Raw genomic sequence first — 26,165 nt, 5'->3', positions numbered from 1 at the left:
ACGCACAGACATGGCCACCAAGCAGATCAAGGGAGTTCTGGGCGAAAAGCTCGGCATGACCCAGGTCTTCGACGACGCCGGCAAGATGGTGCCGGTAACCGTCCTGAAGGCCGGTCCGTGCGTCGTGAGCCGCATCCGGACTCCGGACACCGATGGCTACTCCGCCATCCAGCTCGGCTACGGGCAGATCAACCCGCGCAAGGTCAACAAGCCTCTCGGCGACTACCTGCGCGCGAACGACCTGACCCCGCGCCGTCACTACGTCGAGGTGCGCACCACCGACGCCTCCGAGTACCAGCTCGGCCAGGAGGTCGACGCCGCCTCGTTCGAGATCGGCCAGAAGGTCGACATCACGGGCAAGAGCAAGGGCAAGGGCTTCGCCGGTGTGATGAAGCGCCACGGTTTCCGTGGTCTCTCCGCCACGCACGGCACCCAGCGCAAGCACCGCTCGCCCGGTTCCATCGGCGGCTGCGCCACTCCCGGCCGCGTTTTCAAGGGCATGCGGATGGCCGGGCGCATGGGCAACGTGCGCAAGACCATCCAGAACCTGACCGTCCACTCCGTGGACGCGGAGAAGGGCCTCATCCTGGTCAAGGGTGCTGTGCCCGGTCCCAACGGCGGTCTGGTGCTCGTCCGCACCGCTGTGAAGGGGGACAAGTAAGCCATGGCCCAGATCGAGGTCAAGAACCCTGAAGGCGGTTCCAAGGGCAGCGTGGAGCTTCCCGAGTCCGTCTTCGCCCAGCAGGTCAGCATTCCGCTGATCCACCAGGTCGTGAACGGCCAGCTGGCTGCCGGTCGGCAGGGCACCCACGCCACCAAGACCCGCGGCGACGTCCGCGGCGGTGGCAAGAAGCCCTACCGCCAGAAGGGAACCGGTCGCGCCCGTCAGGGCTCGATCCGCGCCCCGCAGTACACCGGTGGTGGCACCGTTCACGGTCCCCAGCCGCGTGACTACAGCCAGCGGACCCCGAAGAAGATGAAGGCCGCCGCCCTGCGCGGTGCCCTCTCCGACCGGGCCAACCACGGCCGTATCCACGTCGTCAGCCAGTTCGTGGCCGAGGACGCGGATGCCAAGCTCACGCAGAACGCTCTGAAGGCGCTGCGCCAGGTCACCGAGTCCGACAAGGTTCTCGTCGTCCTGGCCCGCGAGGACGAGCACAACCGGCGCGCCCTGCGCAACCTCGAAGAGGTGCACATCCTCGACGCGGACCAGGTGAACACCTACGACGTCCTGTACGCGGACGACGTGGTCTTCACCGAGGCGGGCTACGCCGAGTTCCTGGCCCACGCGGCCGGTACCTCGAAGGCCGCTGAGTCCGAGGAGGACGACCAGTGAGGATCGCCGACCACCGGGACATCATCGTCGAGCCGGTGATCTCCGAGAAGAGCTACGGGCTCATGGACGAGAACAAGTACACGTTCATCGTTCGCCCCGACGCCAACAAGACCCAGATCAAGATCGCGATCGAGAAGATCTTCGAGGTGAAGGTCACGAGCGTGAACACGATCAACCGGAAGGGTAAGCGCAAGCGGACCCGTTTCGGTTTCGGGAAGCGTCCCGACACCAAGCGAGCGATCGTCAGCGTGGCCGACGGCCAGCGGATCGACATCTTCGGTGTCTGACCTTCTCAGGGTCTGACCGCTACACACCAAGCAATACGTAAAGGAATGCGCGAAGAAGATGGGCATTCGTAAGTACAAGCCGACGACGCCGGGTCGTCGCGGCTCCAGCGTGAGCGACTTCGTCGAAATCACGCGCTCGGAGCCGGAGAAGTCCCTGGTTCGTCCGCTTCACTCCAAGGGCGGTCGTAACGGCCACGGCCGGATCACCGCTCGTCACCAGGGTGGCGGCCACAAGCGCGCCTACCGCGTGATCGACTTCCGTCGTCACGACAAGGACGGCGTGCCGGCCAAGGTCGCTCACATCGAGTACGACCCCAACCGCACTGCTCGCATTGCCCTGCTGCACTACGTGGACGGTGAGAAGCGCTACATTCTGGCGCCCGCCGGCCTCAAGCAGGGTGACAAGGTCGAGAACGGCCCCCAGTCCGACATCAAGCCGGGCAACTGCCTCCCGCTGCGCAACATCCCCACGGGTACGTTCGTGCACGCGGTCGAGCTGAAGCCGGGCGGCGGTGCCAAGCTGGGCCGTTCCGCGGGGTCGCAGATCCAGCTCCTCGCCAAGGAGGGCGGCTACGCCACGCTGCGTATGCCCTCCGGTGAGATGCGCATGGTCGAGATCTCCTGCCGCGCCACGGTTGGCCAGGTCGGCAACGCCGAGCAGTCCAACATCAACTGGGGCAAGGCCGGCCGCTCGCGGTGGAAGGGCAAGCGCCCGACCGTCCGCGGTGTGGTCATGAACCCGGTCGACCACCCGCACGGTGGTGGTGAGGGCAAGACCTCCGGTGGTCGTCACCCGGTCAGCCCCTGGGGCCAGAAGGAAGGCCGGACCCGGACCAAGAACAAGGCCAGCGACAAGCTGATCGTGCGGCGTCGGCGTAGCGGTAAGAAGAAGCGGTAAGGAGCACGTCTGATGCCACGTAGCCTTAAGAAGGGTCCCTTCGTCGACGACCACCTCATCAAGAAGGTGGAAGTCCAGAACGAGAAGGGGACCAAGAACGTCATCAAGACGTGGTCCCGGCGGTCCATGATCGTCCCGGAGATGATCGGTCACACGATCGCCGTCCACGACGGACGCAAGCACGTTCCGGTGTTCGTGTCGGAGTCGATGGTCGGCCACAAGCTCGGTGAGTTCGCTCCCACGCGTACTTTCCGTAGCCACGTCAAGGAAGACCGCCGTAGCCGCCGTTAGCGGTTGCAGCAGTTGTAAGAACCATTTTCTCCACGGTGAGTGGGGAATGAATTTCCGTGAGCGAGGGAAAAGCGATGGGAACGAGGGCACAGGCGCGGTTCGTCCGCGTTACGCCCCGGAAGGCTCGCCGGGTGGCGGACCTTATTCGCGGGTTGCCCGCTGACGAGGCACAGGCGGTGCTCCGGTTCGCGCCCCAGTCGGCTAGCGAGCCTGTTGGCAAGGTGCTGGCAAGCGCCATCGCCAACGCTGAGCACAACGACAAGCTGGACCGCGAGACCCTGGTGGTCGAGCGCGTGTGGGTGGACGAGGGTCCGACCCTGAAGCGCATTCGCCCCCGAGGCTTCGGCCGGGCTTTCCGGGTCACGAAGCGCACGAGCCACATCACCGTGGTCGTCGCTGAGAACTCGGGCGCCTCGTCCAAGACGAAGGAAAGGACCCGATAGTGGGGCAGAAGGTAAACCCGCACGGGTTCCGCCTCGGCATCACCACCGACTTCAAGAGCCGCTGGTACGCCGACAAGTCTTACAAGGACTACGTCAAGGAAGACGTCGCGATCCGTCGGATGCTGACCCGTGGCATGGAGCGCGCGGGCATCTCCAAGGTCGAGATCGAGCGCACCCGTGACCGTGTCCGCGTGGACGTCTACACCGCCCGGCCGGGCATCGTCATCGGCCGCCGCGGCGTCGAGGCCGACCGGATCCGTACGGACCTGGAGAAGCTCACCGGCAAGCAGGTGCAGCTGAACGTCTTCGAGGTGAAGAACCCCGAGATCGACGCGCAGCTCGTCGCCCAGGGCGTCGCTGAGCAGCTGAGCAGCCGCGTGGCCTTCCGCCGCGCGATGCGCAAGGCCATGCAGAGCGCGATGAAGAGCGGTGCCAAGGGCATCCGGATCCAGTGCGGTGGCCGCCTGGGCGGGGCTGAGATGTCCCGCTCGGAGTTCTACCGCGAGGGCCGGGTCCCGCTGCACACGCTGCGCGCCGACATCGACTACGGCTTCTTCGAGGCCCGTACGACGTTCGGCCGTATCGGCGTCAAGGTGTGGATCTACAAGGGCGACGCCCCTGTGACCCGCGCCGAGCGCGAGGCGGCCCAGGCCGCCCAGCGCACCGCCGGCGGCGGCCAGCGTCGTGAGCGTCCGCAGCGTCGTCGCCGTGGCGGCGCCGCTGGTGGCCCGAACACCGAGGCCAAGGCTGGTGCTTCGGCCGAGGCCCCGAAGACCGAGGGGAGCTGACCCGTGCTTATTCCTCGTAAGGTCAAGTACCGCAAGCAGCACCACCCGGACCTGCGCGGCAAGGCCAAGGGTGGCACGTCGATCAACTTCGGCGAGTACGGCATCCAGGCTCTGGAGTCGGCCTACGTGACGAACCGTCAGATCGAGTCCGCTCGTATCGCCATGACGCGTCACATCAAGCGTGGCGGCAAGGTGTGGATCAACATCTTCCCGGACCGTCCGCTGACGAAGAAGCCCGCCGAGGTCCGTATGGGTTCCGGTAAGGGTTCGCCCGAGTGGTGGGTCGCGCCGGTCAAGCCCGGGCGTGTGATGTTCGAGCTGTCGGGCGTGCCCGAGGCCGTGGCCAAGGAGGCCCTGCGCCGTGCGATGCACAAGCTCCCGATGAAGTGCAAGTTTGTTAAGCGGGAGGTGTGGGAGTAGTGGCAAAGTCCGTGACTGCCCACGAGCTGCGCGACCAGTCCGTCGAGGACCTGGTCACGAAGCTCAAGGAAGCCAAGGAAGAGCTCTTCAACCTCCGCTTCCAGGCCGCCACCGGTCAGCTCGACAACCACAGCCGTCTGCGCACTGTCAAGCGCGAGATCGCGCGGATCTACACGATCCTGCGCGAGCACGAGCTGGGCATCGTCCCGCTGTCTGGTGAGTCGGCTGAGGAGACGAAGGAAGCAGCCGAATGAGTGAGAACCAGACCGCGACGCGCAACTACCGCAAGGTGCGCGAGGGCTACGTCGTCAGCGACAAGATGGACAAGACCGTCGTTGTCGAGGTTGAGGACCGCGTCAAGCACGCCCTGTACGGCAAGGTCATCCGTAGGACGACCAAGTACAAGGCCCATGACGAGGCGAACTCCGCTGGCGTCGGCGACCGGGTCCGCATGATGGAGACCCGGCCGCTCTCCGCGACGAAGCGTTGGCGCGTCGTGGAGATCCTGGAGAAGGCTAAGTAACCCCAGCCTGTCGGCGGCCGACACACGTTGTCGGCCGCCGACGCGAGGGGTGAGACCACCTAGCCGTGCGGCAGTGGACCGCACGCATCACATCAGGAGCAGACGTGATTCAGCAGGAGTCGCGACTCAAGGTCGCCGACAACACGGGTGCCAAGGAGATCCTTACCATCCGTGTTCTCGGTGGCTCGGGTCGGCGCTACGCCGGGATCGGCGACACTATCGTCGCCACGGTGAAGGACGCCCTGCCTGGCGCTGGAGTCAAGAAGGGCGACGTCGTCAAGGCCGTTGTCGTGCGCACCGCTAAGGAGCGCCGCCGGCCCGACGGCTCCTACATCCGCTTCGATGAGAACGCTGCCGTGCTCATCAAGGACGGTGGGGACCCGCGAGGCACCCGCATCTTCGGCCCGGTCGGCCGTGAGCTGCGTGACAAGAAGTACATGCGCATCATTTCGCTGGCGCCGGAGGTGCTCTAAGCGATGAAGATCAAATCTGGCGACGAGGTCATCGTTCTCGCCGGCAAGGACAAGGGTGCCACCGGCAAGGTCGTCAAGGCCATGCCGAAGGACGACCGTGTCATCGTCGAGGGCGTCAACCTGGTCAAGAAGCACAGGAAGGCCAACCCGGCGGGCGGCCAGCAGGGCGAGGTCGTCACCAAGGAGGCCCCCATCCACGTGAGCAACGTTGCGCTCGCGGAGGACGGTAAGGCCGCTCGGGTCGGCTACCGCTTCGAGGAAGACGGAACCAAGGTTCGGGTCTCCCGCCGCACCGGTAAGGACATCTGATGACGGTTACCAACGACATCACCGCACCTCCGATGCCGCGGCTCAAGGAGAAGTACCGCAACGAGATCGCTGCGGGCCTCAAGGACGAGTTCGACATCGCCAACGTCATGCAGATCCCCGGTCTCACGAAGATCGTGGTCAACATGGGCGTGGGCGAGGCGGCTCGTGACGCGAAGCTGATCCAGGGCGCGATCGCCGACCTGTCGGCGATCACCGGCCAGAAGCCGAAGATCAACCGGGCCAAGAACTCCATCGCGCAGTTCAAGCTGCGCGAGGGACAGCCGATCGGCGCCAGCGTCACGCTGCGCGGCGACCGGATGTGGGAGTTCCTCGACCGGATGCTCTCGCTGGCCCTGCCCCGGATTCGGGACTTCCGTGGCCTTTCCCCGAAGCAGTTCGACGGGAACGGCAACTACACGTTCGGTCTGACCGAACAGGTCATGTTCCACGAGATCGACCCGGACAAGGTCGACCGTCAGCGTGGGATGGACATCACGGTTGTCACGACGGCGACCAGCGACGAACAAGGCCGCAGCCTGCTCAAGCGGCTCGGTTTCCCGTTCAAGGAAGCCTGAGGGGTTACCACAGATGGCTAAGAAGTCCCTGATTGCGAAGGCGCAGCGGAAGCCGAAGTTCGGCGTTCGTGCGTATACTCGATGCTCGCGGTGCGGCCGTCCGCGTGCCGTCTTCCGGAAGTTCGGCCTGTGCCGTATCTGCTTCCGCGAGATGGCGCACCGGGGCGAGCTGCCCGGCATCACCAAGTCGAGCTGGTAGTTCCCGGCGGGGCCGACCCTGCGCACAGCGCGGTCGGCCCCCCGAGCCACCACCTGCTCGGTAGCTCATAGCAGTGTCCGCCGCCGCCACCGGGCGGTGCGCGGTCCAGCAACATCCAACCATCAGGGCACGGCAGTCCCGAGAGGGACCGCGGTGCCCACGACCACGCCGAAGGTCCGTTTGTGCACTCCCGGGGGGCAACCCTTCAGGGAGGCAGGCTCTGGGAAAGCCCGCACTCGGAAACCGCGGTGAGGAAGGGCCAGCCGGCCATGACGATGACCGACCCGATCGCAGACATGCTGACGCGTCTGCGTAACGCGAATTCGGCGTACCACGACACCGTGACGATGCCGTATTCCAAGATCAAGGCGCACATCGCCGAGATCCTCCAGCAGGAGGGTTTCATTCAGGGATGGCGGACCGAGGAGGCCCCCGTCGGCCAGAACCTCGTCCTGGACCTGAAGTACGGCCCCACCCGAGAGCGTTCCATCGCGGGCATCCGCCGGGTCTCCAAGCCCGGTCTGCGGGTGTACGCGAAGAAGGAGAACCTCCCGCGCGTGCTGGGTGGCCTCGGTGTGGCGATCATTTCGACGTCCGGTGGCCTGATGACTGACAAGCAGGCCAAGAAGCGTGGCGTGGGCGGCGAAGTCCTCGCTTACGTCTGGTAATAGGGAGAGACTGAAGCATGTCGCGAATCGGTCGACTGCCGCTCTCGGTCCCCAAGGGCGTCGAAGTCACGATTAACGGGCAAGACGTCACTGTCAAGGGGCCGAAGGGCGAACTGAAGCACACGATCGCCGAGCCGATCACCGCCTCCTTCGAGGACGGCATCGTCACGGTGGTGCGTCCCGACGACAAGCCGGAGAACCGGTCGCTGCACGGGCTGACCCGCGCACTGGTCGCGAACCTCGTCGAGGGTGTCTCCAAGGGTTACGCCAAGACGCTGGAGATCCACGGTGTGGGTTACCGCGTCCAGGCCCGCGGCTCCAACCTGGAGTTCTCGCTGGGCTACAGCCACCCGGTCGTCGTGGAACCCCCGCAGGGCATCACCTTCCGAGTGGAGAAGCCGACCCTCCTCCACGTCGAGGGTATCGACAAGCAGCTGGTGGGCCAGGTCGCCGCGAACATCCGCGGTCTGCGCAAGCCTGACCCGTACAAGGCCAAGGGCGTGCGGTACAAGGGTGAGCACATCCGCCGCAAGGCCGGAAAGGCTGGTAAGTAGGCATGGGCATCACCGTGAGCCGTAAGCGCACCGCGAAGGCCACCACCGCTCGTAAGCGCCGCCAGTTCCGCGTGCGCAAGAGGGTCGTGGGCACCGCCGAGCGTCCCCGCCTGGCCGTGTTCCGCTCCTCCAAGCACATCGTCGCGCAGGTGATCGACGACACGAGGGGTCACACCCTGGTCGCCGCCTCCAGCGTTGAGACCGACGTGCGTGGCGCCGAGGGCACCAAGTCCGACAAGTCCGTCAAGGTCGGTGAGCTCGTCGCGCAGCGCGCGAAGGACGCCGGTATCACCGCGGTCGTCTTCGACCGTGGCGGTAACCGCTACGCCGGTCGTATCGCCAAGCTCGCCGACGCGGCGCGCGAGGGCGGTCTGGAGTTCTAGTTCGATGACCTCTGTACTGGCGAAGAACAACCACGAGAAGAGGAACCACTGATGGCTGCAGCACCGCGGCGCGGCGCCGGTGGCGAGCGGCGTGATCGCCGTGACGATCGCCGCGGCGGCGCCGCAGACAAGGGTGTCTCCTACATCGAGAAGGTCGTGACCATCAACCGGGTCGCGAAGGTCGTCAAGGGCGGCCGTCGCTTCTCCTTCACCGCGCTCGTCGTCGTCGGAGACGGCAACGGCATGGTGGGTGTCGGTTACGGCAAGGCCAAGGAAGTTCCGGCCGCGATCGCCAAGGGTGTCGAGGAGGCGAAGAAGAACTTCTTCCGCGTCCCCCGCATCCAGGGCACGATCACGCACCGGGTCCAGGGCGAGGAAGCCGCCGGCGTCGTCCTGCTCCGTCCGGCCGCCCCGGGTACCGGTGTTATCGCCGGTGGTCCCGTGCGCGCCGTCCTGGAGTGCGCCGGCATTCACGACATTCTGAGCAAGTCGCTCGGTTCGTCCAACCCGCTGAACATCGTGCACGCCACGGTGGCGGCGCTCAAGGGCCTCAACCAGCCTGAGGAGATCGCGGCCCGCCGTGGTCTGCCGATCGAGGATGTGGCCCCGGCTGCCATGCTGCGCGCTCGCTCTGAGGCGAAGGCAGGAGCCTGATCATGGCCAAGATCAAGATCACGCAGACCCGTTCCAAGATCGGCGGCAAGGTGAAGCAGCACGCTGCTCTCCAGTCGCTGGGCCTGGGTCGGATCGGTAAGTCCACCGTCCGTGAGGACCGCCCTGAGGTTCGCGGGCAGATCACGATCGTCTCGCACCTCGTCACTGTCGAGGAGGTCGCAGAATGAGCGACTACAACCCCGACGAGCTGCTCAAGCTGCACCACCTGCGTCCCGCCCCGGGTGCCAACAAGGCCAAGATCCGCAAGGGTCGCGGCGAGGCTTCCAAGGGCAAGACGGCTGGTCGCGGCACCAAGGGCACGAAGGCTCGTAACACCGTCCGACCCGGTTTCGAGGGTGGGCAGATGCCCCTCATCCGCCGGATCCCGAAGCTCAAGGGCTTCAGCAACGCCCGGTTCAAGACGACCTACCAGGTCGTCAACCTGGACCGGCTGAGCGAGCTCTACCCCGAGGGTGGCGAGGTCACCGTCGAGGGCCTGGTCGCCAAGGGCGCGGTTCGCAAGAACCAGCCCGTCAAGGTGCTGGGCACGGGTGAGATCACCGTCGCCGTGCAGGTGAGCGCGAACGCGTTCTCCGGCTCGGCGAAGGAGAAGATCACCGCCGCCGGCGGCACTGTCACCGAGCTGTAGGGTTCTCCCTACGATGCGCACTGGGGGCGCCCGCCCGGTAGGTCCGAGAAGGGCCTGCCGGCGGGCGCCCCTGTGTGTTGTGAGTGTTGATCGTTATGCCTCACGAACCCCTTCGTCGGGTGATGACTGTTACAGTGCCATCTGTTTGAGCTCCCCGCTTGACGTAATGTGAGTACTTCCGAGCACCGGGCGACAGGCCCGGTGCTGACGTTCTACGACGATTCAGGATCGGCCGCGATGTCTGGAACCCGTTCCGCCGCCGAAGCCGCGCAGGAGGAGACGTGCTAGGTGCGTTCGTTCGTGCATTCCGCACGCCCGACCTGCGCAATAAGCTGCTGTTCACACTGTTCATCCTGACGATCTTCCGGCTGGGTTCGGTGATTCCCGCTCCGGGCATCGACTCGGCGGCGATCCGGGACCAGATGGAGTTCATCACCGCGCAGGACCAGTCCGGTGTCTACGCCCTGGTGAACCTGTTCAGCGGCGGCGCGCTGCTGCAACTTGCGGTGTTCGCGCTCGGGGTCATGCCGTACATCACCGCGAGCATCATCATCAACCTGCTCACGGTGGTGATCCCCCGTCTGGAGGCCCTCAAGAAGGAGGGCCAGGCCGGACAGAGCAAGATCACCCAATACACCCGCTATCTGACCCTCATGCTCGCCGTGCTCCAGGCCACCTCCATCGTGGCCATGGCCCGCACCGGCGCCCTCTTCCAGAACTCGATCTCCCCGTCGACGTACATGCCCAACCAGGACATCATCACCATGGTGACGATCGTCTTCGTGATGACCGCGGGTACCGCGATCATCATGTGGATGGGTGAGCTGATCACCGAGCGCGGTGTCGGCAACGGTATGTCCCTGCTGATCTTCACCCAGGTCATCGCGATGTTCCCGGCCTCGATCATGGGGATGTACGAGGAGCGGTCGGTCTGGATCTTCATCATCATCTGCATCGCGGGTCTGGCCCTGATCACCGCCGTGGTGTTCATGGAGCAGGCCCAGCGCCGCATCCCGGTCCAGTACGCCAAGCGGATGGTCGGCCGCCGCATGTACGGCGGCAGCTCGACCTACATCCCCCTGAAGGTCAACCAGGCGGGCATCATCCCCGTGATCTTCGCCTCCTCGCTGCTGTACCTTCCGCAGTTGGTCGTCGGTCTGATCGGTCAGGACTCCACCCACCCGGTGGCCCAGTTCTTCCAGACCTACTTCCTCACGGGCACCCACCCCGTCTACATGGCGACCTTCTTCGTCATGATCATCGGGTTCGCGTTCTTCTATGTGGCGATTACCTTCAACCCCACTGAGGTCGCCGACAACATGAAGAAGTACGGTGGGTTCATCCCGGGTATCCGACCAGGGCGTCCGACCGCCGAGTACCTCGACTACGTCTTGACTCGACTGACGACCCCCGGCTCTCTGTACCTGGGTGTGATCGCTCTCCTGCCCATGGTTGCTCTCGGTGCCACCGGCGCCGACATGAACTTCCCCTTCGGCGGGACGAGCATCCTGATCATGGTGGGTGTCGGGCTGGACACGGTGAAGCAGATCGAGAGTCACCTCCAGCAGAGGAACTACGAAGGTTTTCTGCGATAAATGCGTGCAGTATTGGTGGGGCCGCCTGGGGCCGGCAAGGGCACCCAGGCCCAGATCCTCGCGGAAGAGCTGTCGGTGCCGAAGGTGTCCACGGGTGACATCTTCCGGGCCAACGTCAGCGGTGGTACGGAACTCGGCAAGAAGGCCAAGGAGTTCATGGACCGTGGCGACCTCGTCCCCGACGAGGTCACGAACGCCATGGTCAAGGACCGACTGGCCCAGGACGACGCGACGGAGGGCTTCCTCCTCGACGGCTTCCCCCGCAACGTCCCCCAGGCGCAGACCCTCAAGGGGATGCTCTCCGACCTGGGCAGCGGCCTGGACGTCGTCCTGGAGCTGAGGGTCGACGAGGAGGAGGTCGTCAAGCGCCTCTCGGGGCGCCGTTCCTGCCCCGAGTGCGGCCGGGTGTACCACGTCGAGTACGACGCCCCGCGCAGCGAGGGCAAGTGCGACAACGAGGGCGCCGAGCTGTACCAGCGCGAGGACGACCGCGAGGAGACCATCAGGCACCGCCTGAAGGTCTACCGCGAGCAGACCGCGCCGCTGGTGGAGTTCTACGCCGCGGAAGGCCTGCTGGCCACCATCGCCGCCACGGGGTCCGTGGCGGAGGTGACGGCCCGCGCGAAGGCCGCCATCGCCGAGAAGCGGTCGGCGGCCTGATGTTTCGAAAGGCGGATCCGAGCGTGCAGATCAAGACGCCGGAGCAGATCGCCAAGATGAGGGCGGCGGGCCAGGTCGTGGCCCGCGCCCTGGACACCCTCCGGGCCGCGGTGCGGCCCGGGGTGTCCACCCTCGAACTGGACGCGGTCGCGGAGAAGGTCATCCGGGACGCCGGGGCCGTCCCCTCGTTCAAGGGCTACCACGGCTTCCCCGGTTCGATCTGCGCCTCGGTGAACGAGGAGGTCGTGCACGGCATCCCGAGCGCCGAGCGCACTCTGGTCGAGGGTGACATCATCTCCGTCGACTGCGGCGCCATCCTCGACGGCTGGCACGGCGACTCGGCGGTCACCATCGCGGTCGGCGAGGGCCGGCCCGAGGACCTCGCGATGATGGACGTGTGCGAGGAGTCCATGTGGCAGGGGATCGCGCAGATGCGCCCGGGCATGCGCCTGGGGGACATCGGCCACGCGATCGGCGGTCACATCCGCGCCAACGGTGACTACGGCAACGTACGCGAGTACGGCGGCCACGGCATCGGGACCGAGATGCACATGGACCCGCACGTGCTGAACTACGGGAAGAAGGGCCGCGGCATGCGGCTGGTCGAGGGCATGTGCCTGGCGATCGAGCCGATGACCACGCTCGGCGGGCACGATGTGGTGGAGCTCGACGACGGCTGGACCGTCGTCACCCGGGACGGCGGCCGCGCCGCCCACTTCGAGCACACCGTCGCGATCACCGCGGACGGCCCTATGGTGCTGACTGCGCGCGAGTCGAACCGCGATAAAATCTCCCGTATGGGGTTCGTCCAACCGACCTGGTGACGGCGGGCCCGTCTCCCGGCCCCTCCGGTGACCGGGCGGGGCGGGGATGCGACCACTCACGGCTGTAGAGGCGAGGTGTGCGCAGTGTCCGATCCGGCGCCGTCGATGCGTTCGTCCGACTCCGAACGCGACCGTGTCGCGCAGTTGCTCCAGGAGCACTTCGCACAGGGCCGGCTCGACCACGAGGAGTTCACCGAACGCCTCGGCGAGGTCTACCGAGCCAGGACCGTGGACGAGCTGGCGAGGGTCACCACCGACCTCCCCGAACGGGACCTGGCCGACATCGGCCGGGTCGCCGTCTCCGACAGCTCGGTACCGCCCCTGCGGATGCGCGACCCGGCGCTCATGGTCCCGTGGGTCCTCTACGGGGGCGTGAACCTCCTGTGCTTCTCCATCTGGCTGATCCTCTACTTCACGACCGGTGCCGACTATCCCTGGTTCCTGTGGGTGCTCGGCCCCTGGGGGGTCCTGATGTCGGTGGTCACCTTCGGTGTGCTCGCCGCCCAGCGCGGGCAGCAGGGCGAGGGCTGAGGAAACGGCACGCCCCGCACCCGTGTTGTATGGTGAGGCCCCGACGGGGTCAGCGGGGAGGTCGCCGTCCGGTCAGGCCCGAGCCGCGGACGGTGTAGGCTGCTGCGTCCTCCGGTTAGGAGTACTTGTCCGAAGGGGATAGACTGACACTGCCCATACGCGGGCTGTTGGGTCAGTCTGCCTTCTTTGTGCCACGTCATTCCACAGGCGTACGCTCTCTTGCAGTTGGCCCGAGCTTCCAGTGTGTTTCGGCTTTGGCGATCCGGTCCACCGCGATCGCCGGAGCCTTCGTGTCATGCGAGGCCACTGGGGTCGCGTCGGGTTGTCATGATCAACCAATTGATGAGCGAGGCGTGGAGGACATGGCGAAGAAAGACGGCGCCATCGAGATCGAGGGTTCCGTTGTCGAGTCGCTACCCAACGCTATGTTCAAGGTAGAGCTCGACAACAAGCACACGGTCCTTGCCCACATCAGCGGCAAGATGCGGATGAACTACATCCGTATTCTCCCCGACGACCGGGTCGTCGTGGAGCTGAGCCCGTACGACCTCACGCGCGGGCGCATCGTTTACCGCTACAAGTAGCCCGTCAGGGGCCGCACGGCCCAAGACTGGTGATGTGATGAGTTCGGAGTCACCATGAAGGTCAAGCCGAGCGTGAAGAAGATCTGCGCGAAGTGCCGCGTGATCCGCCGTAACGGACGGATCATGGTCATTTGCTCGGACCCGCGCCACAAGCAGCGCCAGGGTTAGTCACCCCGGTCCGCTCGCCGCGGCTTCCGCACAGCGAGGACCCGGTAGGGGAGCACCTCCCCGCCGGGCAAGTGAAACAACGAAAACCTGTTCCGATCTCCCGCCGTCGAGGACGTGCGGGGGAGAACCCCCGGTCGGAGGCCGGGGCCTCGTCGATTGGGCGACGAGAGGATGGAACGGGTCAGACCTCCGCACATGCATGGATGGAGTCTCGCCCACATGGCACGTATTGCCGGCGTTGACCTCCCCCGCGACAAGCGGGTGGAGATCGCTCTCACTTACGTTTTCGGGGTTGGCCGTACCCGCGCCCTCGAAACGCTGAAGAACACCGGCGTCGACGGGAACACCCGCGTCTACCAGATGTCCGAAGAGGACCTGGTCAAGCTGCGCGAGTGGATCGACGCCAACTACCAGGTCGAGGGTGACCTGCGACGCGAGGTCCAGGCCGACATCCGTCGCAAGATGGAGATCGGGAGCTACCAGGGCATCCGCCACCGTCGTGGCCTCCCGGTCCGTGGTCAGCGCACGCAGACCAACGCCCGTACCCGCAAGGGCAAGAAGAAGACCGTGGCCGGCAAGAAGAAGGCCGGCAAGAAGTAGTCCGACTCGGACCTGTCAACCGCGTCCGAGAAGACACACACGGACCGATGATCTCTGGGAGTTTCGCTCATGCCGCCTAAGGGCCGTCAGGGTGCCGCGCGCAAGGTGCGCCGCAAGGAAAAGAAGAACATTGCCCACGGGCACGCTCACATCAAGAGCACGTTCAACAACACGGTTGTGAGCATCACCGACCCCACCGGTGCGGTGATCGCTTGGGCCAGTTCGGGACAGGTCGGCTTCAAGGGGTCGCGTAAGTCCACCCCGTACGCCGCGCAGATGGCCGCCGAGGCCGCTGCCCGTCGCGCCCAGGAGCACGGCGTCCGCAAGGTCGACGTCTTCGTGAAGGGCCCGGGTTCGGGTCGGGAGACCGCCATCCGTTCGCTCCAGGCGACCGGCCTCGAGGTGGGCTCCATCCAGGACGTCACCCCGGTTCCGCACAACGGCTGCCGCCCGCCGAAGCGCCGCCGCGTCTGATCGGCACCGGCGTCCGCGCCTCCTACCGCGCGGGCGCCCCGTTGGTGCGCCCGCCGCGGCCCCGGATGGGGGCCGCGCGGGCAGGGTAGGAATCCGAGTAGAGGGCACCACCGCTCCGGGGGTGCCCATCCGGTGGCCGTCATATAGCGGACGGCCATGTGGAAGGGAAAACACGGACCATGTTGATCGCACAGCGTCCCACGCTCGCCGAGGAAGTCGTCTCGGACCTGCGCTCGAGGTTTGTCATCGAGCCGCTGGAGCCGGGCTTCGGTTACACCATCGGTAACTCGCTTCGGCGTACCCTGCTGTCCTCCATCCCCGGCGCGGCTGTGACCAGCATCCGCATCGAGGGCGTCGAGCACGAGTTCACCACCGTGCCCGGTGTCAAGGAGGACGTCACCGAGATGATCCTCAACCTCAAGGGCCTGGTCGTCAGCTCCGAGCACGACGAGCCGGTTCTGATGTACCTGCGCAAGCAGGGCCCCGGCGTGGTGACCGCCGCGGACATCGCTCCGCCGGCGGGTGTCGAGGTGCACAACCCCGACCTGCACCTCGCCACGCTGAACGGTAAGGGCAAGCTGGAGATGGAGCTGACGGTCGAGCGCGGCCGCGGTTACGTCTCCGCGACGCAGAACAAGCAGCAGGGCCAGGAGATCGGTCGGATCCCGATCGACTCCATCTACTCGCCGGTGCTGCGTGTGACCTACAAGGTCGAGGCCACCCGAGTCGAGCAGCGCACCGACTTCGACCGCCTGATCGTCGACATCGAGACCAAGCCGGCCATCCGTCCCCGTGACGCCGTGGCCAGCGCGGGCAAGACCCTGGTCGAGCTGTTCGGTCTGGCGCGTGAGCTCAACGTCGACGCCGAGGGCATCGACATGGGCCCGTCGCCCACGGACGCCGCCCTCGCGGCGGACCTGGCGCTGCCGATCGAGGACCTCAACCTCACGGTCCGGTCCTACAACTGCCTCAAGCGGGAGGGCATCCACAGCGTTGGTGAGCTGGTTGCCCGCTCCGAGCAGGACCTGTTGGACATCCGCAACTTCGGTGCCAAGTCCATCGATGAGGTCAAGCAGAAGCTCATCGACATGGGCCTGTCCCTGAAGGACTCCCCGCCCGGATTCGACCCCAGCACTGCGGCCGACTCCTACGGCTCCGAGGACGACGAGGGTGACTCCTTCGTCGAGACGGAGCAGTACTGACCTTCGTCGCCCAATGGTCCCCGGCCGAGTGCGGCCGTGGACCGCATCACTAGGAGAACGACACCATGCCCACGCCTACCAAGGGCGCCCGTCTGGGTTCCGGGCCCGCTCACGAGCGGCACATCCTGGCGAACCTTGCCACCTCGCTGTTCCAGCACGGCCGCATCCGCACCACGGAGGCCAAGGCCAAGCGCCTGCGTCCGTACGCCGAGAAGCTCATCACCCTCGGCAAGCGCGGTGACCTGCATGCCCGTCGCCAGGTCCTGACCAAGATCACGGACAAGGCCGTCGTGCACGAGCTCTTCACCGAGATCGGCCCGCGCTTCGAGAACCGCCCCGGTGGTTACACCCGTATCACCAAGATCGGTCCGCGCAAGGGCGACAACGCCCCGATGGCGGTCATCGAGCTGGTTGAGGCGCTGAGCGCCCCCGCCGCCCCGGCGTCCGCTCCCGTCGAGGAGCCCGCCGAGGCCAAGGCCGAGGACACCGCCGCGGAGGCCCCCGAGGCCACCGAGGAGAGCTCTGAGAGCAAGTAGGGCTGACGTGCCGGGCCCAGGCCCGCACGACACGCTCGACGAGTGCCCGATCCCCGCGGGGGTCGGGCACTTTCCTTTTCCGGGGCCTGCGGTGCCCGGCTACCTGATCGGGGTGGGGATGGACGAGAACGAAACGAACGTCCGGCTGCGGCTGGACATCGCCTACGACGGCACCGACTTCTCTGGTTGGGCCGCCCAGCCGACCCGGCGCACCGTACAGGGGGAGCTGGAGGCGGCCCTGGCGAAGGTGCTCCGGCTGCCGGAGGCCTCGGTGACGTGCGCCGGGCGCACTGACGCGGGGGTGCACGCCCGCGGCCAGGTGGCTCAGGTGGACGTTCCGGTCGCCACCTGGGAGAACGAGGGGCAGTGGATCCTGCGCAGGCTGGCCGGGGTGCTTCCGAAGGACGTCCGGGTGAACGCCGCCCGGGTCGCGCCTCCCGGGTTCGACGCGCGTTTCTCCCCGTTGTTCCGCCGCTACGTGTACCGGATCAGCGACGCTCCCTACGGGGTGGACCCGCTGCGCCGCAGGGACGTGCTGTGGCACCGGCACCCGGTGGACGTGGGCCGGATGAACGAGGCCGCCGCACTGCTGGTCGGCGAGCACGACTTCGCGGCATTCTGCAAGAAGCGCGAGGGTGCCACGACCATCCGGGAGCTGTTGCGCCTGGAGTGGGTGCGCGAGGACGGACACCTGATCGCCGGGACGATCCAGGCCGACGCGTTCTGCCACAACATGGTGCGCGCGCTCGTGGGGGCCCTCCTGGCGGTGGGCGACGGGCGTAGGGAGGTCGAGTGGCCCGGCCGGGTTCTGGGCGCCGCCGTACGCGACTCCTCGGTGCACGTGGTCGGCCCTCAGGGGCTGAGCCTCGAGGAGGTGCGCTATCCGGCCGACGAGGAACTGGCGGAGCGCGCCGTCCTCACCCGGCGGGTGCGTGAGCTGCCGTGCAGGGGGCACTCGGGGTGAGGCGCACGGGGCCGGGGCGCTGGTCGCGCCCACGGGCCCCGCGGGGCCGGGCGGAGCCCGGCTGTGAGCGGCGCCGCCTCCGGGCCACGATCGGTGGCCCGGAGGCGGCGCCGCTGTGCGCGGGTCAGGCGCGGTCCTCGGCGAGCGCCTCATGGGCGGTTTCGATGAAGCCCTCACCGATGTCGCGCAGTTCGGTGGCCCCGGCCCCCTCCCCGTCGGAGTCGTCGTCGCTGCCGTCGCTGTTCGCGGACAGGGAGAAGAGGAGGTAGCGGCCCCACTGGCCGCTGCTGCCGTGCCCGCCCGAGTAGCCCAGGCGTTCGGCGGGGGAGCCCTCCTCGCCGGGCAGCCCGGCGAACCACTGGGCGCCGACCAGGTCCTGCGCGCCCAGGGCCGTCTCGGCCTCGGCGTCGCTGGGCATGGCCGCGATCCCGACGGTCACCGCGTGGTTCTGGTCCTCGCTCAGGTAGGAGGCGCGCACCAGCTGGCGGCAGTCGTTGTCGGTGAGGACCTGACCGTAGTCGCCGTGGGTGCCGGCGGCGCAGTCCTCGTTGTCGTCCACGGCCACGCGGCTGAACGCGCCCTGGCCGTCGATCTCCAGTTCGGCGGGGAACAGCGTGTCCGGGGCGAGGGCCCCCTGGTCGCTGCCCTCGTCGGCGACGGTGACGGCGTTGGCTCCGCCGGAGCCGAAGCCGCCGCTGGCGAAGTAGAACGCCCCGCCGCCGGCCACCACGAGCAGCGCGACGAAGCCCGCGCCCATGATGAGTCCGCGCCGGTTCGAGGGGCGCTGCGGGTACTGGTCGTCGTAGTCGTCGTAATCGTCGTCGTAGTCCTGGACGCCCCGGACGTCGAACTGCGCGGTGTCGGCTCCGGCGTCCTCGGGGACCTCGTCCCGGTACAGCGGTCGGTCACCGGTGGCCGCGCCGGGGCCGGGGACCGCGTTCAGGTTCTGGGTAGCGCCCATGGCGTCCACGGGGAAGACGGGTTCGTCCTCGGGCCGGGACGGCGCGGGGGGCGGCCGGTGGCCCTGGGGGGCCGGGGGCGGGGGTGCGCCGGGGCCACCGTTCGGCGGCATGGCGGGGGTGCCGGTCGGGGGCAGGCCGGGTGCGCCCTGGCCGCCGTGGGGCGGGAGGGTGTTCGGCTGGGCGGGCCCCTGGTGGTGCATCGGGGGCTGACCGCCGGTGGGCATGCCCTGCACCGGTCCGGGGGGACCCTGGGGCGTCCCGAGCGGGCCCTGCGGGTGGCCGGGAGGCGCCTGGGGCGGTTGGCCCTGCATGTGCGGCGGCAGCGGAGCGCTCTGCGGCCCGGGCCCCGGCGCGCCGGGGGGCGGGGCCTGGCCGGGGTTGGGACGACCCGGGCCGGGAGGGGCCGCGTGGGGGCCGCCCTGGGGGTAGTTCGGTCCGCCCTGGGTGACATGTCCCATTCCTGGGTGGCCGCCGGTAGGTCCACCGGGCAGGGGGCCGCCCTGTTGGGGGCCGCCCCGTTGGGGGCCGTTGGGCGGCAGCGGAGCGTGCGGGCCGCCGGGGGCGGCGTGCGGTGGGAGCTGCGGGCCGCTCTGCGGAGCCGGCGGGACCTGCGGGCCGCTCTGCGGGCCGGGGGGAACCTGGTGGCGGGGTGCCTGGGGGTACTGCCCCTGCGGGGTGAGGCCCTGGGGAGGTTGCGGGCCGCTCGGGTACTGCGGCGGCTGCGGGCCCGAGGGGCCCCCGGCGGGCGCGCCGTACGGCCGCTGCGGGTCCGGTGTGGGATGCTGGCCCTCAGGCTGTGGGGGCGAACCGAGCAGGTCCTGGCCGTCACCGGCCCCCGGCTGGAGAGGTCGTCCGTCTGGGCCGTACTGGGGCTGGTTCGGATGGGTACTGATAGGAGTCTCCGAAGGCTCTGAGGGTGGGACTGGACCGCGGCTCGCCGGGCCCGTGGCCTGGTCCGCGCTGTGGCGTCCGTGCTGGTTCGGCGCGTTCGGTCGACCGTGACGGGCGTCTCCAAGGTTCACGTCTTCGCCCGTGGTGCCGGGCGGAGACCGGCCTTTCGGTGCAAGGGTAACCAACGCGCGGGCGGGGGCAGGACGAAGCACTCCTGACAACGGGCATAATAAAAGGCGGAGAGGTCACGGATGTGAACCCGTCCCGGCGCTTTCCCGCCAGGCGATCCCATCGGTCGGCCCGGCGCTCGCTTTGACCTGCGTTAGGGTGGACGGGTAGGATATTTCGTCGTTGTGCGTTGAGTTGCCGTGGGCCCCAAACTCCCGAAGCTGGGTGCCGATCCACGCACCATCGTCTGCGCACTCACGACCGGGTCGTCCTGATTGGACATGGGACATCCGGCCAAAGTAACAGCCCCGCACCCGCGGGGTCTGTTCCCGGCCCCGCACCCGTTGGGGTGTTCCGTAATACGAGTCCACCATCCCGTTCGGGATGGGGCAGCCGACTGAAGAGCGAAGGCAAACGATCGTGCGCACATACAGCCCCAAACCAAGCGATGTCCAGCGTCAGTGGCACGTTGTCGACGCTACCGACCTTGTGCTCGGGCGTATGGCGAGCCAGGTTGCCACGCTGCTTCGGGGCAAGCACAAGCCCTACTACGCGCCCCACATCGACACCGGCGACTTCGTGATCGTCGTGAACGCCGACAAGGTCGCGCTGACCGGTAAGAAGCTGGAGCAGAAGCGCGCCTACCGGCACTCCGGCTACCCCGGCGGCCTGCGTTCGATCGCGTACGCCGACCTGCTGGAGAAGAACCCCGAGCGGGCCATTGAGAAGGCCATCAAGGGGATGCTGCCCAACGGCTCCCTCGGCCGCCAGATGGCCAAGAAGCTCAAGGTGTACGCCGGCGCGGAGCACCCGCACCAGGCCCAGCAGCCGGTTCCGTTCGAAATCACCAAGATCGAGCAGCCCGCCTAGGCGTTCGCAGACTTTTACAGGAAGCACGAGGATAACCGTGGTCGAGCCCACCGGCATCGAGAACGTCGAGCAGGAAATCGCCGACAACCCGGAGGAGTTCCCCTCCGAGTTCACCAGCGAGTCGGAAGAGACGACCGCCGCCTACGTCCCCACCGCGTCCGGCCCCAGCGCCGGTACCGGTCGTCGTAAGCAGGCCGTCGCCCGCGTTCGCATCGCCCCTGGTTCCGGCGAGTGGAAGATCAACGGCAAGCCGCTTGATGCCTACTTCCCGGACAAGGTCCACCAGCAGACCGTCAACGACCCCTTCGTCTCCCTCGGGTTCGATGGCGCCTACGACGTCTTCGCCCGTCTGGACGGCGGCGGCACCAGCGGTCAGGCCGGCGCCCTGCGTCACGGCATCGCCCGTGCCCTGGCGTCCCTGGACGCCGAGAACAACCGCCCGACCCTGAAGAAGGCCGGTTTCCTCACCCGTGACGACCGCGAGGTCGAGCGGAAGAAGGCCGGTCTCAAGAAGGCGCGCAAGGCCCCGCAGTTCTCCAAGCGTTAATGCTCATGCGCCGGCACCTGCTCGGCTGAGCTTTGGCCCGTACGTCGCCCCCGTAGCCGGGGCGGCGTACGGGCCTTCGTTTTTCCGGTGGCTTTCTCCGCCACGCTGAACTTTCCCGGCGCCGGGGTCATCCGGCGCCGCTTCTGAAAGGGGTTGTCGCCTGTGGCTCAGCTGTTCGGAACAGACGGCGTACGTGGTCTCGCGGGACGCGACCTGACCGCTGCACTCACCCTGGAACTGTCCATCGCCGGGGCGCGGGTCCTGGCCGGGACGGAGGGGAGCCGCCGCCCGCGCGCGGTCGTGGGGCGCGACCCGCGCGCGTCCGGGGAGTTCCTGGAGGCCGCGGTCGTCGCCGGTCTGGCCAGTACCGGTGTGGACGTCGTGAAGGTCGGGGTGCTTCCGACCCCGGCCGTCGCCTACCTGACCGGCGCGCTGGAAGCCGACTTCGGTGTGATGCTCTCCGCGAGCCACAACCCGGCCCCGGACAACGGGATCAAGTTCTTCGCCAAGGGCGGCCAGAAGCTGGAGGACGCCCTGGAGGAGGAGATCGAGGGCATGCTCGGCGTCCCCTCGACCCCCGCCGTGGGTGACGCGGTCGGCCGGGTCACCGAGTCCCGCGACGGAGCCGAGATGTACACCCGGCACGTCCTGGACTCCCTTCCGCACAGCCTCAAGGGGCTCAAGGTCGTGATGGACTGCGCCCACGGCTCGGCCAGCACCGTCGCTCCCGAGGCGCTGCGCCGGGCGGGCGCCGAGGTCATCGCGATCGGGGACCGGCCCGACGGGTACAACATCAACCAGGGCTGCGGTTCGACGAACCTGGCGGCCCTGCAGGAGGCGGTGCGTCTGCACGGCGCCGACGCCGGTATCGCCAACGACGGCGACGCCGACCGCTGCCTGGCTGTGGACGCCGACGGCGACGTCGTGGACGGCGACCAGATCCTCGCGATCCTGGCGACCGAGGCCAAGGAGGCCGGCAGGCTCGCCGAGGACACCCTCGTGGTGACGGTCATGTCCAACCTGGGGTTGAAACTGGCGATGGCCCGTGAGGGCATCACCGTGGTGGAGACCGCGGTCGGCGACCGGTACGTGCTGGAGGAGATGAAGCGCGGCGGGTTCGGCCTGGGCGGCGAGCAGTCCGGTCACGTGATCCTGCTCGACCACGCCACCACCGGGGACGGTCTGCTGACCGGTCTGCACCTGCTGTCCGCCATGGCCCACCACAAGCAGGGCCTCGCCGAACTGGCCAAGGTGATGACCCGGCTTCCGCAGGTCCTCATCAACGTTCCCGACGTCGACAGGGACCGCGCCGCCGAGTCCGAGGAGCTGGCCGAGGCGGTCCGCGCGGCCGAGGCCGAGCTGGGCGAGACCGGCCGGGTGCTGATCCGGCCCAGCGGGACCGAACCGAAGGTCCGGGTCATGGTGGAGGCCCCCGAGCAGGAGCAGGCCGCCGCCGTGGCCGAGCGCCTGGCCGGGGTGGTCCGTTCCGCCCTCGGCTAGGGTTCCTTCCGGCCTGTCCTCCTCCGGGGGACTTTTCCGGTTTTCGCGCGCATCCGGGCACAGAGCGGCCCGGGTGCGCGTTCTCGTGTGTACGCGGTGCGGTGGAGCGGAGCTGGAATGGCGACGGACGTGCGGTACGGGCACTCCCTGACGATCGGTGTGGACATCGGCGGGACCAAGGTCGCCGCGGGCGTGGTCACCCCCGGCGGACGGGTGCTGGCGCGCCTGCGCACCCAGACGCCGGAGCGGAGCAAGAGCCCTTCGGTGGTGGAGGACACGATCGTGTCGGTCGTGTCGGAACTGCGCCGGGAGTTCGCGGTCCGGGCGGTGGGGGTGGGCGCGGCCGGGTTCGTCGACGAGCGGCGCTCCCGGGTGCTGTTCGCCCCGCACCTGTCCTGGCGCCAGGAGCCGCTCCGGGACGCGCTGTCGTTGCGGCTGGGGCTGCCCGTGGTCGTGGAGAACGACGCCAACGCCTCCGCCTGGGCCGAGGTGCGCGCCGGGTCCGGCCAGGGCGTGGACGACGTGGTGGTCGTGAACCTGGGCACGGGGATCGGCGGCGCGATCGTGCTGGACGGCCGGCTGCGCCGCGGCCGTTACGGGATCGCGGGCGAGTTCGGGCACATGACGGTGGTCCCGGGCGGTCACCGCTGCGAGTGCGGGAACCGGGGCTGCTGGGAGCAGTACGCCAGCGGCAACGCGCTCACCCGGGAGGCGCGGGAGCTGGTGGCGGCGGAGTCGCCGGTGGCCGGGGCGTTGAGCCAGGCGGTCGGAGGTGATCCGGGTCTGATCACCGGAGCGCTGGTGAGCGAGCTGGCCCGCAAGGGGGATCCGGCCTGCCGGGAGCTGCTGGAGGAGGCGGGCGGCTGGCTGGGGTCGGGCCTGGCCAACCTGGCCGCCGCCTTCGACCCCGAGCTGTTCGTGATCGGGGGAGGCGTCTCCGAGGTGGGCGAACTGCTGCTGGGCCCGGCGAGGAGCGCGTTCGGCAAGGCGCTGACCGGCCGGGGCTACCGGCCGCAGGCGCGTGTGGCGGCTGCCGCCCTGGGCAACGAGGCGGGGGTGATCGGCGCCGCCGACCTGGCGCGGGAGGCCCTGCCGAGGTGGAGGGGGCGCCGCAGGCAGCAGCGCCTGGGCAGGGCCCTGCGGCGGTGACGTCTAACGCCGGCCGGACAGCGCTCTCACGTCGATGTCGACCGGGAAGGGGACGTCCAGCTTGAGGCGTTCCCGGGCGATGGTGATCGGAACGTACCTGGGGTCCCGGAGCCCGTCGAGCTCGAACACGTGGACCGCGGGTCCGTTCTCCTCGGGCTCGATCCGCCAGAAGTGCGGGATACCGGCGGCCGCGTACTTCAACGGCTTGGTCGTCCGGTCCCGGTCCTGGGACTCCTCCGAGACGATCTCGACGGCGATGAGCACGTCCTCGGGCGGAACGTGGGTGGCCCGGTACCAGTCGAGGTGGTCGTCAGCACCCTCTTCGAACCCGTAGACGAGGATGTCGGGCTCCGGACGCTGGTGCTTGCCGAGTTTCATCGTCATCTCCAGCAGGACATCAATTCCTTCTGGCGCTGGCTCCTCCAACTCGTTTGCCAGGCGGCGCATGACCTGTGAGTGGAACCGGGTCTGGGGGGAAAGCAGGACGAGCGCTCCGTCGATGGGTTCCATCCGGGGGGCACCCGGTGGAAGGTTGTCCATGTCGTCGGCGGTCCAACCCCCGGGCGGGGTGAGGAACCAGTCGGGGAGCGGCTCGGCCATCGAATCCTCCTGGGTCGATTCCTGAGCCCACTCTGGTGTCGCTGTTCTTCGCATGAGGGGAACGTAGCGCTGCGTGACGACGGAGTGGGGCGGTTTCCCCGTACCCGCTCCGGGCTCCCCGAAGTGCTGGCCACAGCATTACCCACGATTAACCGAACCCGGTTCTAGTGTGTGGGTCACATCCTCGGTAGAGTGCGGCACATGGATCTCAACGGAATCTCCGCCCTTGTCTCGGGCGGCGCGAGTGGCCTCGGTGAGGCCACCGCCAAGGAACTCGCCTCCGCCGGTGCCACCGTCGTCATCGCCGACCTGAACGCCGAGCGCGGCGAAGCGATCGCCAAGGAGATCGGTGGCGTCTTCGTCTCCACCGACGTCTCCCAGGAGGACCAGGTCAAGGCCGCCGTCCAGGCCGCCGCGGACACCGGCAAGCCCTTCCGCGTCGCGGTCTCCTGCGCCGGTATCGGCTGGGCCACCCGCACGGTCGACCGGAACGGCAACCCGCACGACCTGGACAGCTACCAGAAGGTCATCCAGGTCAACCTGATCGGCACGTTCAACGTGCTCCGTCTGGCGGCGGCCGAGATCGCCAAGACCGAGCCGGTCAACGAGGACGGCGAGCGCGGCTCCATCCTCAACACCGCCTCCCTCGCGGGCATCGAGGGCCAGATCGGTCAGATCGCGTACTCCTCCTCCAAGGGCGGCGTGATCGGCATGACCCTCCCGGCCGCGCGTGACCTCGCCGCCGTCGGCATCACCGTGAACACCCTCGCCCCCGGCATCCTGGAGACGCCCATCTACGGCGACGGCCCGGGCTCGGAGGAGTTCAAGCAGAAGCTCGCCGCCCCGGTGCCCTTCCCCAAGCGTCTGGGCACCGCCGAGGAGTTCGGCAAGCTCGCCCGGACCCTGCTCGAGGTCAGCTACGTCAACGGCGAGGTCGTCCGCATCGACGGCGCCCTCCGCATGCCCCCCAAGTAGGAGGACACCGTGTCCGACGAGGTTCTCTACACGGCTGAGGACGGCGTCGCCGTCATCACCATCAACCGCCCCAAGGCCAAGAACGCGGTCAACGCCGCGGTCGCGGCCCGGATCGCCGAGGCCCTCGACGACGTCGACGCCCGCAAGGACGTCAACGTCGCGATCGTCACCGGCGCCGGCGGCACCTTCTGCGCCGGGATGGACCTCAAGGCCTTCATGAAGGGCGAGGTCCCGGTGGTCGAGGGACGCGGGTTCGGCGGTTTCGCCGAGCGCGGCCCGAAGAAGCCGCTGATCGCCGCGGTCGAGGGGTACGCCCTCGCCGGTGGTTTCGAGGCGGTGCTCGCCTGTGACCTGGTGGTGGCCGCCGAGGACGCCAAGTTCGGCATCCCCGAGGTCAAGCGCGGCCTGGTCGCCGGAGCCGGCGGCCTGCTGCGCCTCCACCACCGCATCCCGCGCAACATCGCGATGGAGTTCGCCCTCACCGGCGACTTCGTCGGCGCCGAGCGCCTCGCGGAACTGGGCCTGGTCAACCAGGTCACCGAGAGCGGCGGCGCTCTGGAGGGGGCCAGGGCCCTCGCCTCCCGCATCACGCCGAACGGCCCGCTGGCCCTGAAGGTCTCCAAGGAGATCATCCAGGCCTCCGACGACTGGTCCACCGACCAGATGTGGGACCGGCAGAACGAACTGGCGGGCCCGGTGTTCGTCAGCCAGGACGCCATGGAGGGGGCGGCGGCCTTCGCCGAGAAGCGCGCCCCCGTGTGGAAGGGCGAGTAGCTCCTCCGCGCACCGCACGGCGGCCGTCCCCCGGGGGCGGCCGCCGTCGCCGTTTCCGGAACACCACAACTTGACTACTTAGAGTCTGTGTTTGATTACCCTAAGTATGTAATCTGTGGGTGTTCACCACTGGTCTGACCG

At 68.1% G+C, this 26,165-nt stretch carries 40 protein-coding genes; 38 read left to right on the top strand and 2 right to left on the bottom strand.

Features of this window, described 5'->3' with window-relative positions; all coding sequences use genetic code 11:
- Nucleotides 1-10: 10 nt before the first annotated feature.
- From rplC to truA, 31 genes are all read left to right on the top strand, one after another.
- Entirely contained in the window at nt 11-661 is a 651-nt protein-coding gene (gene rplC / locus IE195_RS00595; RefSeq protein WP_191266660.1) for a 50S ribosomal protein L3, read from the top strand.
- Between the two features lie 3 nt (nt 662-664).
- On the top strand, nt 665-1,336 hold the full coding sequence (gene rplD / locus IE195_RS00590) for a 50S ribosomal protein L4 (protein WP_191266658.1): 672 nt from the start codon (nt 665-667) through the stop codon (nt 1,334-1,336).
- Nucleotides 1,333-1,623: a 50S ribosomal protein L23 gene (gene rplW / locus IE195_RS00585; RefSeq protein ID WP_017588427.1), complete on the top strand. Its 291-nt coding sequence runs from the start codon at nt 1,333-1,335 to the stop codon at nt 1,621-1,623. The genes rplD and rplW overlap by 4 nt, the downstream gene beginning before the upstream one ends.
- Before the next feature lie 58 nt (nt 1,624-1,681).
- Entirely contained in the window at nt 1,682-2,521 is an 840-nt protein-coding gene (gene rplB / locus IE195_RS00580; RefSeq protein WP_191266656.1) for a 50S ribosomal protein L2, read from the top strand.
- A 12-nt stretch (nt 2,522-2,533) separates the two neighbouring features.
- Nucleotides 2,534-2,812: a 30S ribosomal protein S19 gene (gene rpsS, locus IE195_RS00575; protein WP_053616300.1), complete on the top strand. Its 279-nt coding sequence runs from the start codon at nt 2,534-2,536 to the stop codon at nt 2,810-2,812.
- Nucleotides 2,813-2,886: 74 nt separating this feature from the next.
- Nucleotides 2,887-3,255: a 50S ribosomal protein L22 gene (rplV, locus tag IE195_RS00570; protein ID WP_191268019.1), complete on the top strand. Its 369-nt coding sequence runs from the start codon at nt 2,887-2,889 to the stop codon at nt 3,253-3,255.
- Nucleotides 3,255-4,043 carry a 30S ribosomal protein S3 gene (gene rpsC, locus IE195_RS00565; RefSeq protein WP_191266653.1) on the top strand — a complete coding sequence of 263 codons (789 nt, stop codon included), beginning with the start codon at nt 3,255-3,257 and terminating at the stop codon, nt 4,041-4,043. The genes rplV and rpsC overlap by 1 nt, the downstream gene beginning before the upstream one ends.
- 3 nt (nt 4,044-4,046) lie before the next feature.
- On the top strand, nt 4,047-4,463 hold the full coding sequence (rplP, locus tag IE195_RS00560) for a 50S ribosomal protein L16 (RefSeq protein WP_191266649.1): 417 nt from the start codon (nt 4,047-4,049) through the stop codon (nt 4,461-4,463).
- Complete coding sequence (gene rpmC / locus IE195_RS00555; protein WP_087102454.1) at nt 4,463-4,717, top strand: 50S ribosomal protein L29; 255 nt, start codon at nt 4,463-4,465, stop codon at nt 4,715-4,717. Before rplP ends, rpmC begins: the two co-directional genes overlap by 1 nt.
- Nucleotides 4,714-4,986 carry a 30S ribosomal protein S17 gene (rpsQ, locus tag IE195_RS00550; protein ID WP_017542998.1) on the top strand — a complete coding sequence of 91 codons (273 nt, stop codon included), beginning with the start codon at nt 4,714-4,716 and terminating at the stop codon, nt 4,984-4,986. The genes rpmC and rpsQ overlap by 4 nt, the downstream gene beginning before the upstream one ends.
- A 104-nt stretch (nt 4,987-5,090) precedes the next feature.
- A complete protein-coding gene (gene rplN / locus IE195_RS00545; RefSeq protein WP_017573367.1) occupies nt 5,091-5,459 on the top strand; it encodes a 50S ribosomal protein L14 in 369 nt (122 codons plus the stop codon).
- A 3-nt stretch (nt 5,460-5,462) separates the two neighbouring features.
- Nucleotides 5,463-5,768 carry a 50S ribosomal protein L24 gene (rplX, locus tag IE195_RS00540; protein ID WP_191266637.1) on the top strand — a complete coding sequence of 102 codons (306 nt, stop codon included), beginning with the start codon at nt 5,463-5,465 and terminating at the stop codon, nt 5,766-5,768.
- Nucleotides 5,768-6,343, top strand: a complete 576-nt coding sequence (gene rplE, locus IE195_RS00535; RefSeq protein ID WP_191266634.1) for a 50S ribosomal protein L5 — start codon at nt 5,768-5,770, stop codon at nt 6,341-6,343. The genes rplX and rplE overlap by 1 nt, the downstream gene beginning before the upstream one ends.
- Before the next feature lie 13 nt (nt 6,344-6,356).
- Complete coding sequence (locus tag IE195_RS00530) at nt 6,357-6,542, top strand: type Z 30S ribosomal protein S14 (RefSeq protein WP_017573364.1); 186 nt, start codon at nt 6,357-6,359, stop codon at nt 6,540-6,542.
- Between the two features lie 269 nt (nt 6,543-6,811).
- Nucleotides 6,812-7,210 (top strand): 30S ribosomal protein S8, encoded by a 399-nt coding sequence (gene rpsH / locus IE195_RS00525; RefSeq protein ID WP_191266632.1) that lies wholly within the window; start codon nt 6,812-6,814, stop codon nt 7,208-7,210.
- 17 nt (nt 7,211-7,227) lie between these two features.
- Nucleotides 7,228-7,764: a 50S ribosomal protein L6 gene (gene rplF, locus IE195_RS00520; protein WP_191266629.1), complete on the top strand. Its 537-nt coding sequence runs from the start codon at nt 7,228-7,230 to the stop codon at nt 7,762-7,764.
- Nucleotides 7,765-7,766: 2 nt separating this feature from the next.
- Nucleotides 7,767-8,147 (top strand): 50S ribosomal protein L18, encoded by a 381-nt coding sequence (gene rplR / locus IE195_RS00515; RefSeq protein ID WP_191266627.1) that lies wholly within the window; start codon nt 7,767-7,769, stop codon nt 8,145-8,147.
- Between the two features lie 51 nt (nt 8,148-8,198).
- Entirely contained in the window at nt 8,199-8,801 is a 603-nt protein-coding gene (gene rpsE, locus IE195_RS00510) for a 30S ribosomal protein S5 (protein ID WP_191266623.1), read from the top strand.
- Nucleotides 8,802-8,803: 2 nt separating this feature from the next.
- Nucleotides 8,804-8,989 (top strand): 50S ribosomal protein L30, encoded by a 186-nt coding sequence (rpmD, locus tag IE195_RS00505; RefSeq protein WP_017542991.1) that lies wholly within the window; start codon nt 8,804-8,806, stop codon nt 8,987-8,989.
- Nucleotides 8,986-9,450, top strand: a complete 465-nt coding sequence (rplO, locus tag IE195_RS00500; protein WP_191266613.1) for a 50S ribosomal protein L15 — start codon at nt 8,986-8,988, stop codon at nt 9,448-9,450. Before rpmD ends, rplO begins: the two co-directional genes overlap by 4 nt.
- A gap of 281 nt (nt 9,451-9,731) precedes the next feature.
- A complete protein-coding gene (gene secY, locus IE195_RS00495) occupies nt 9,732-11,045 on the top strand; it encodes a preprotein translocase subunit SecY (RefSeq protein ID WP_191266611.1) in 1,314 nt (437 codons plus the stop codon).
- Nucleotides 11,046-11,705, top strand: coding sequence for an adenylate kinase (locus IE195_RS00490; protein WP_191266601.1), 660 nt, complete (start codon nt 11,046-11,048; stop codon nt 11,703-11,705).
- Nucleotides 11,705-12,529 carry a type I methionyl aminopeptidase gene (gene map / locus IE195_RS00485; RefSeq protein ID WP_191266597.1) on the top strand — a complete coding sequence of 275 codons (825 nt, stop codon included), beginning with the start codon at nt 11,705-11,707 and terminating at the stop codon, nt 12,527-12,529. The genes IE195_RS00490 and map overlap by 1 nt, the downstream gene beginning before the upstream one ends.
- Nucleotides 12,530-12,613: 84 nt before the next feature.
- The gene (locus IE195_RS00480; protein ID WP_191266594.1) at nt 12,614-13,060 is read left to right on the top strand and encodes a DUF1707 SHOCT-like domain-containing protein; all 447 of its coding nucleotides are present in this window, start codon (nt 12,614-12,616) and stop codon (nt 13,058-13,060) included.
- Nucleotides 13,061-13,422: 362 nt separating this feature from the next.
- Entirely contained in the window at nt 13,423-13,644 is a 222-nt protein-coding gene (infA, locus tag IE195_RS00475; protein ID WP_017578623.1) for a translation initiation factor IF-1, read from the top strand.
- Nucleotides 13,645-13,698: 54 nt separating this feature from the next.
- Nucleotides 13,699-13,812, top strand: coding sequence for a 50S ribosomal protein L36 (rpmJ, locus tag IE195_RS00470; protein ID WP_013156136.1), 114 nt, complete (start codon nt 13,699-13,701; stop codon nt 13,810-13,812).
- A 219-nt stretch (nt 13,813-14,031) separates the two neighbouring features.
- Nucleotides 14,032-14,412, top strand: a complete 381-nt coding sequence (rpsM, locus tag IE195_RS00465) for a 30S ribosomal protein S13 (RefSeq protein ID WP_191266592.1) — start codon at nt 14,032-14,034, stop codon at nt 14,410-14,412.
- Between the two features lie 69 nt (nt 14,413-14,481).
- Complete coding sequence (gene rpsK / locus IE195_RS00460) at nt 14,482-14,886, top strand: 30S ribosomal protein S11 (protein ID WP_191266590.1); 405 nt, start codon at nt 14,482-14,484, stop codon at nt 14,884-14,886.
- A gap of 179 nt (nt 14,887-15,065) precedes the next feature.
- Complete coding sequence (locus tag IE195_RS00455) at nt 15,066-16,088, top strand: DNA-directed RNA polymerase subunit alpha (protein ID WP_191266579.1); 1,023 nt, start codon at nt 15,066-15,068, stop codon at nt 16,086-16,088.
- Between the two features lie 65 nt (nt 16,089-16,153).
- Nucleotides 16,154-16,624, top strand: a complete 471-nt coding sequence (gene rplQ, locus IE195_RS00450; protein ID WP_191266575.1) for a 50S ribosomal protein L17 — start codon at nt 16,154-16,156, stop codon at nt 16,622-16,624.
- 118 nt (nt 16,625-16,742) lie between these two features.
- Nucleotides 16,743-17,588, top strand: coding sequence for a tRNA pseudouridine(38-40) synthase TruA (gene truA, locus IE195_RS00445; protein ID WP_191266572.1), 846 nt, complete (start codon nt 16,743-16,745; stop codon nt 17,586-17,588).
- Between the two features lie 124 nt (nt 17,589-17,712).
- Here the strand turns inward: truA and IE195_RS00440 are convergent, their stop codons facing one another.
- Nucleotides 17,713-18,774: a hypothetical protein gene (locus tag IE195_RS00440; protein ID WP_308428376.1), complete on the bottom strand. Its 1,062-nt coding sequence runs from the start codon at nt 18,772-18,774 to the stop codon at nt 17,713-17,715.
- Nucleotides 18,775-18,999: 225 nt separating this feature from the next.
- On the opposite strand from IE195_RS00440, the gene IE195_RS00435 reads away from it, so the two are divergent.
- The 5 genes from IE195_RS00435 (at nt 19,000) to IE195_RS00415 (ending at nt 23,675) form a co-directional block, all read left to right on the top strand.
- Nucleotides 19,000-19,464 (top strand): hypothetical protein, encoded by a 465-nt coding sequence (locus IE195_RS00435; RefSeq protein ID WP_191266570.1) that lies wholly within the window; start codon nt 19,000-19,002, stop codon nt 19,462-19,464.
- Between the two features lie 565 nt (nt 19,465-20,029).
- Nucleotides 20,030-20,479, top strand: coding sequence for a 50S ribosomal protein L13 (gene rplM / locus IE195_RS00430; protein ID WP_191266568.1), 450 nt, complete (start codon nt 20,030-20,032; stop codon nt 20,477-20,479).
- Nucleotides 20,480-20,516: 37 nt separating this feature from the next.
- Nucleotides 20,517-21,026: a 30S ribosomal protein S9 gene (rpsI, locus tag IE195_RS00425; protein WP_191266566.1), complete on the top strand. Its 510-nt coding sequence runs from the start codon at nt 20,517-20,519 to the stop codon at nt 21,024-21,026.
- Between the two features lie 162 nt (nt 21,027-21,188).
- Nucleotides 21,189-22,526 carry a phosphoglucosamine mutase gene (gene glmM, locus IE195_RS00420; RefSeq protein ID WP_191266564.1) on the top strand — a complete coding sequence of 446 codons (1,338 nt, stop codon included), beginning with the start codon at nt 21,189-21,191 and terminating at the stop codon, nt 22,524-22,526.
- A 117-nt stretch (nt 22,527-22,643) separates the two neighbouring features.
- On the top strand, nt 22,644-23,675 hold the full coding sequence (locus tag IE195_RS00415; protein WP_191266562.1) for an ROK family glucokinase: 1,032 nt from the start codon (nt 22,644-22,646) through the stop codon (nt 23,673-23,675).
- Nucleotides 23,676-23,678: 3 nt separating this feature from the next.
- On the opposite strand, the gene IE195_RS00410 is transcribed toward IE195_RS00415, so the two are convergent.
- The gene (locus IE195_RS00410) at nt 23,679-24,275 is read right to left on the bottom strand and encodes a Uma2 family endonuclease (protein ID WP_191266550.1); all 597 of its coding nucleotides are present in this window, start codon (nt 24,273-24,275) and stop codon (nt 23,679-23,681) included.
- 201 nt (nt 24,276-24,476) lie between these two features.
- Here IE195_RS00410 and IE195_RS00405 point away from each other — a divergent pair, with 201 nt between their 5' ends.
- Both IE195_RS00405 and IE195_RS00400 read left to right on the top strand, forming a co-directional pair.
- Nucleotides 24,477-25,250, top strand: coding sequence for an SDR family NAD(P)-dependent oxidoreductase (locus IE195_RS00405; protein ID WP_191266548.1), 774 nt, complete (start codon nt 24,477-24,479; stop codon nt 25,248-25,250).
- 9 nt (nt 25,251-25,259) lie between these two features.
- Complete coding sequence (locus IE195_RS00400; protein ID WP_191266545.1) at nt 25,260-26,024, top strand: crotonase/enoyl-CoA hydratase family protein; 765 nt, start codon at nt 25,260-25,262, stop codon at nt 26,022-26,024.
- The last annotated feature ends 141 nt before the right edge of the window (nt 26,025-26,165 follow it).

Origin of the sequence: Nocardiopsis terrae (assembly GCF_014651695.1) — a bacterium.
In the GTDB taxonomy this organism is placed as follows: Bacteria; Actinomycetota; Actinomycetes; order Streptosporangiales; family Streptosporangiaceae; genus Nocardiopsis; species Nocardiopsis terrae.
The sequence above is the reverse complement of the archived record's forward strand: the minus strand, read 5'-3'. Positions and strand labels throughout refer to the sequence as shown.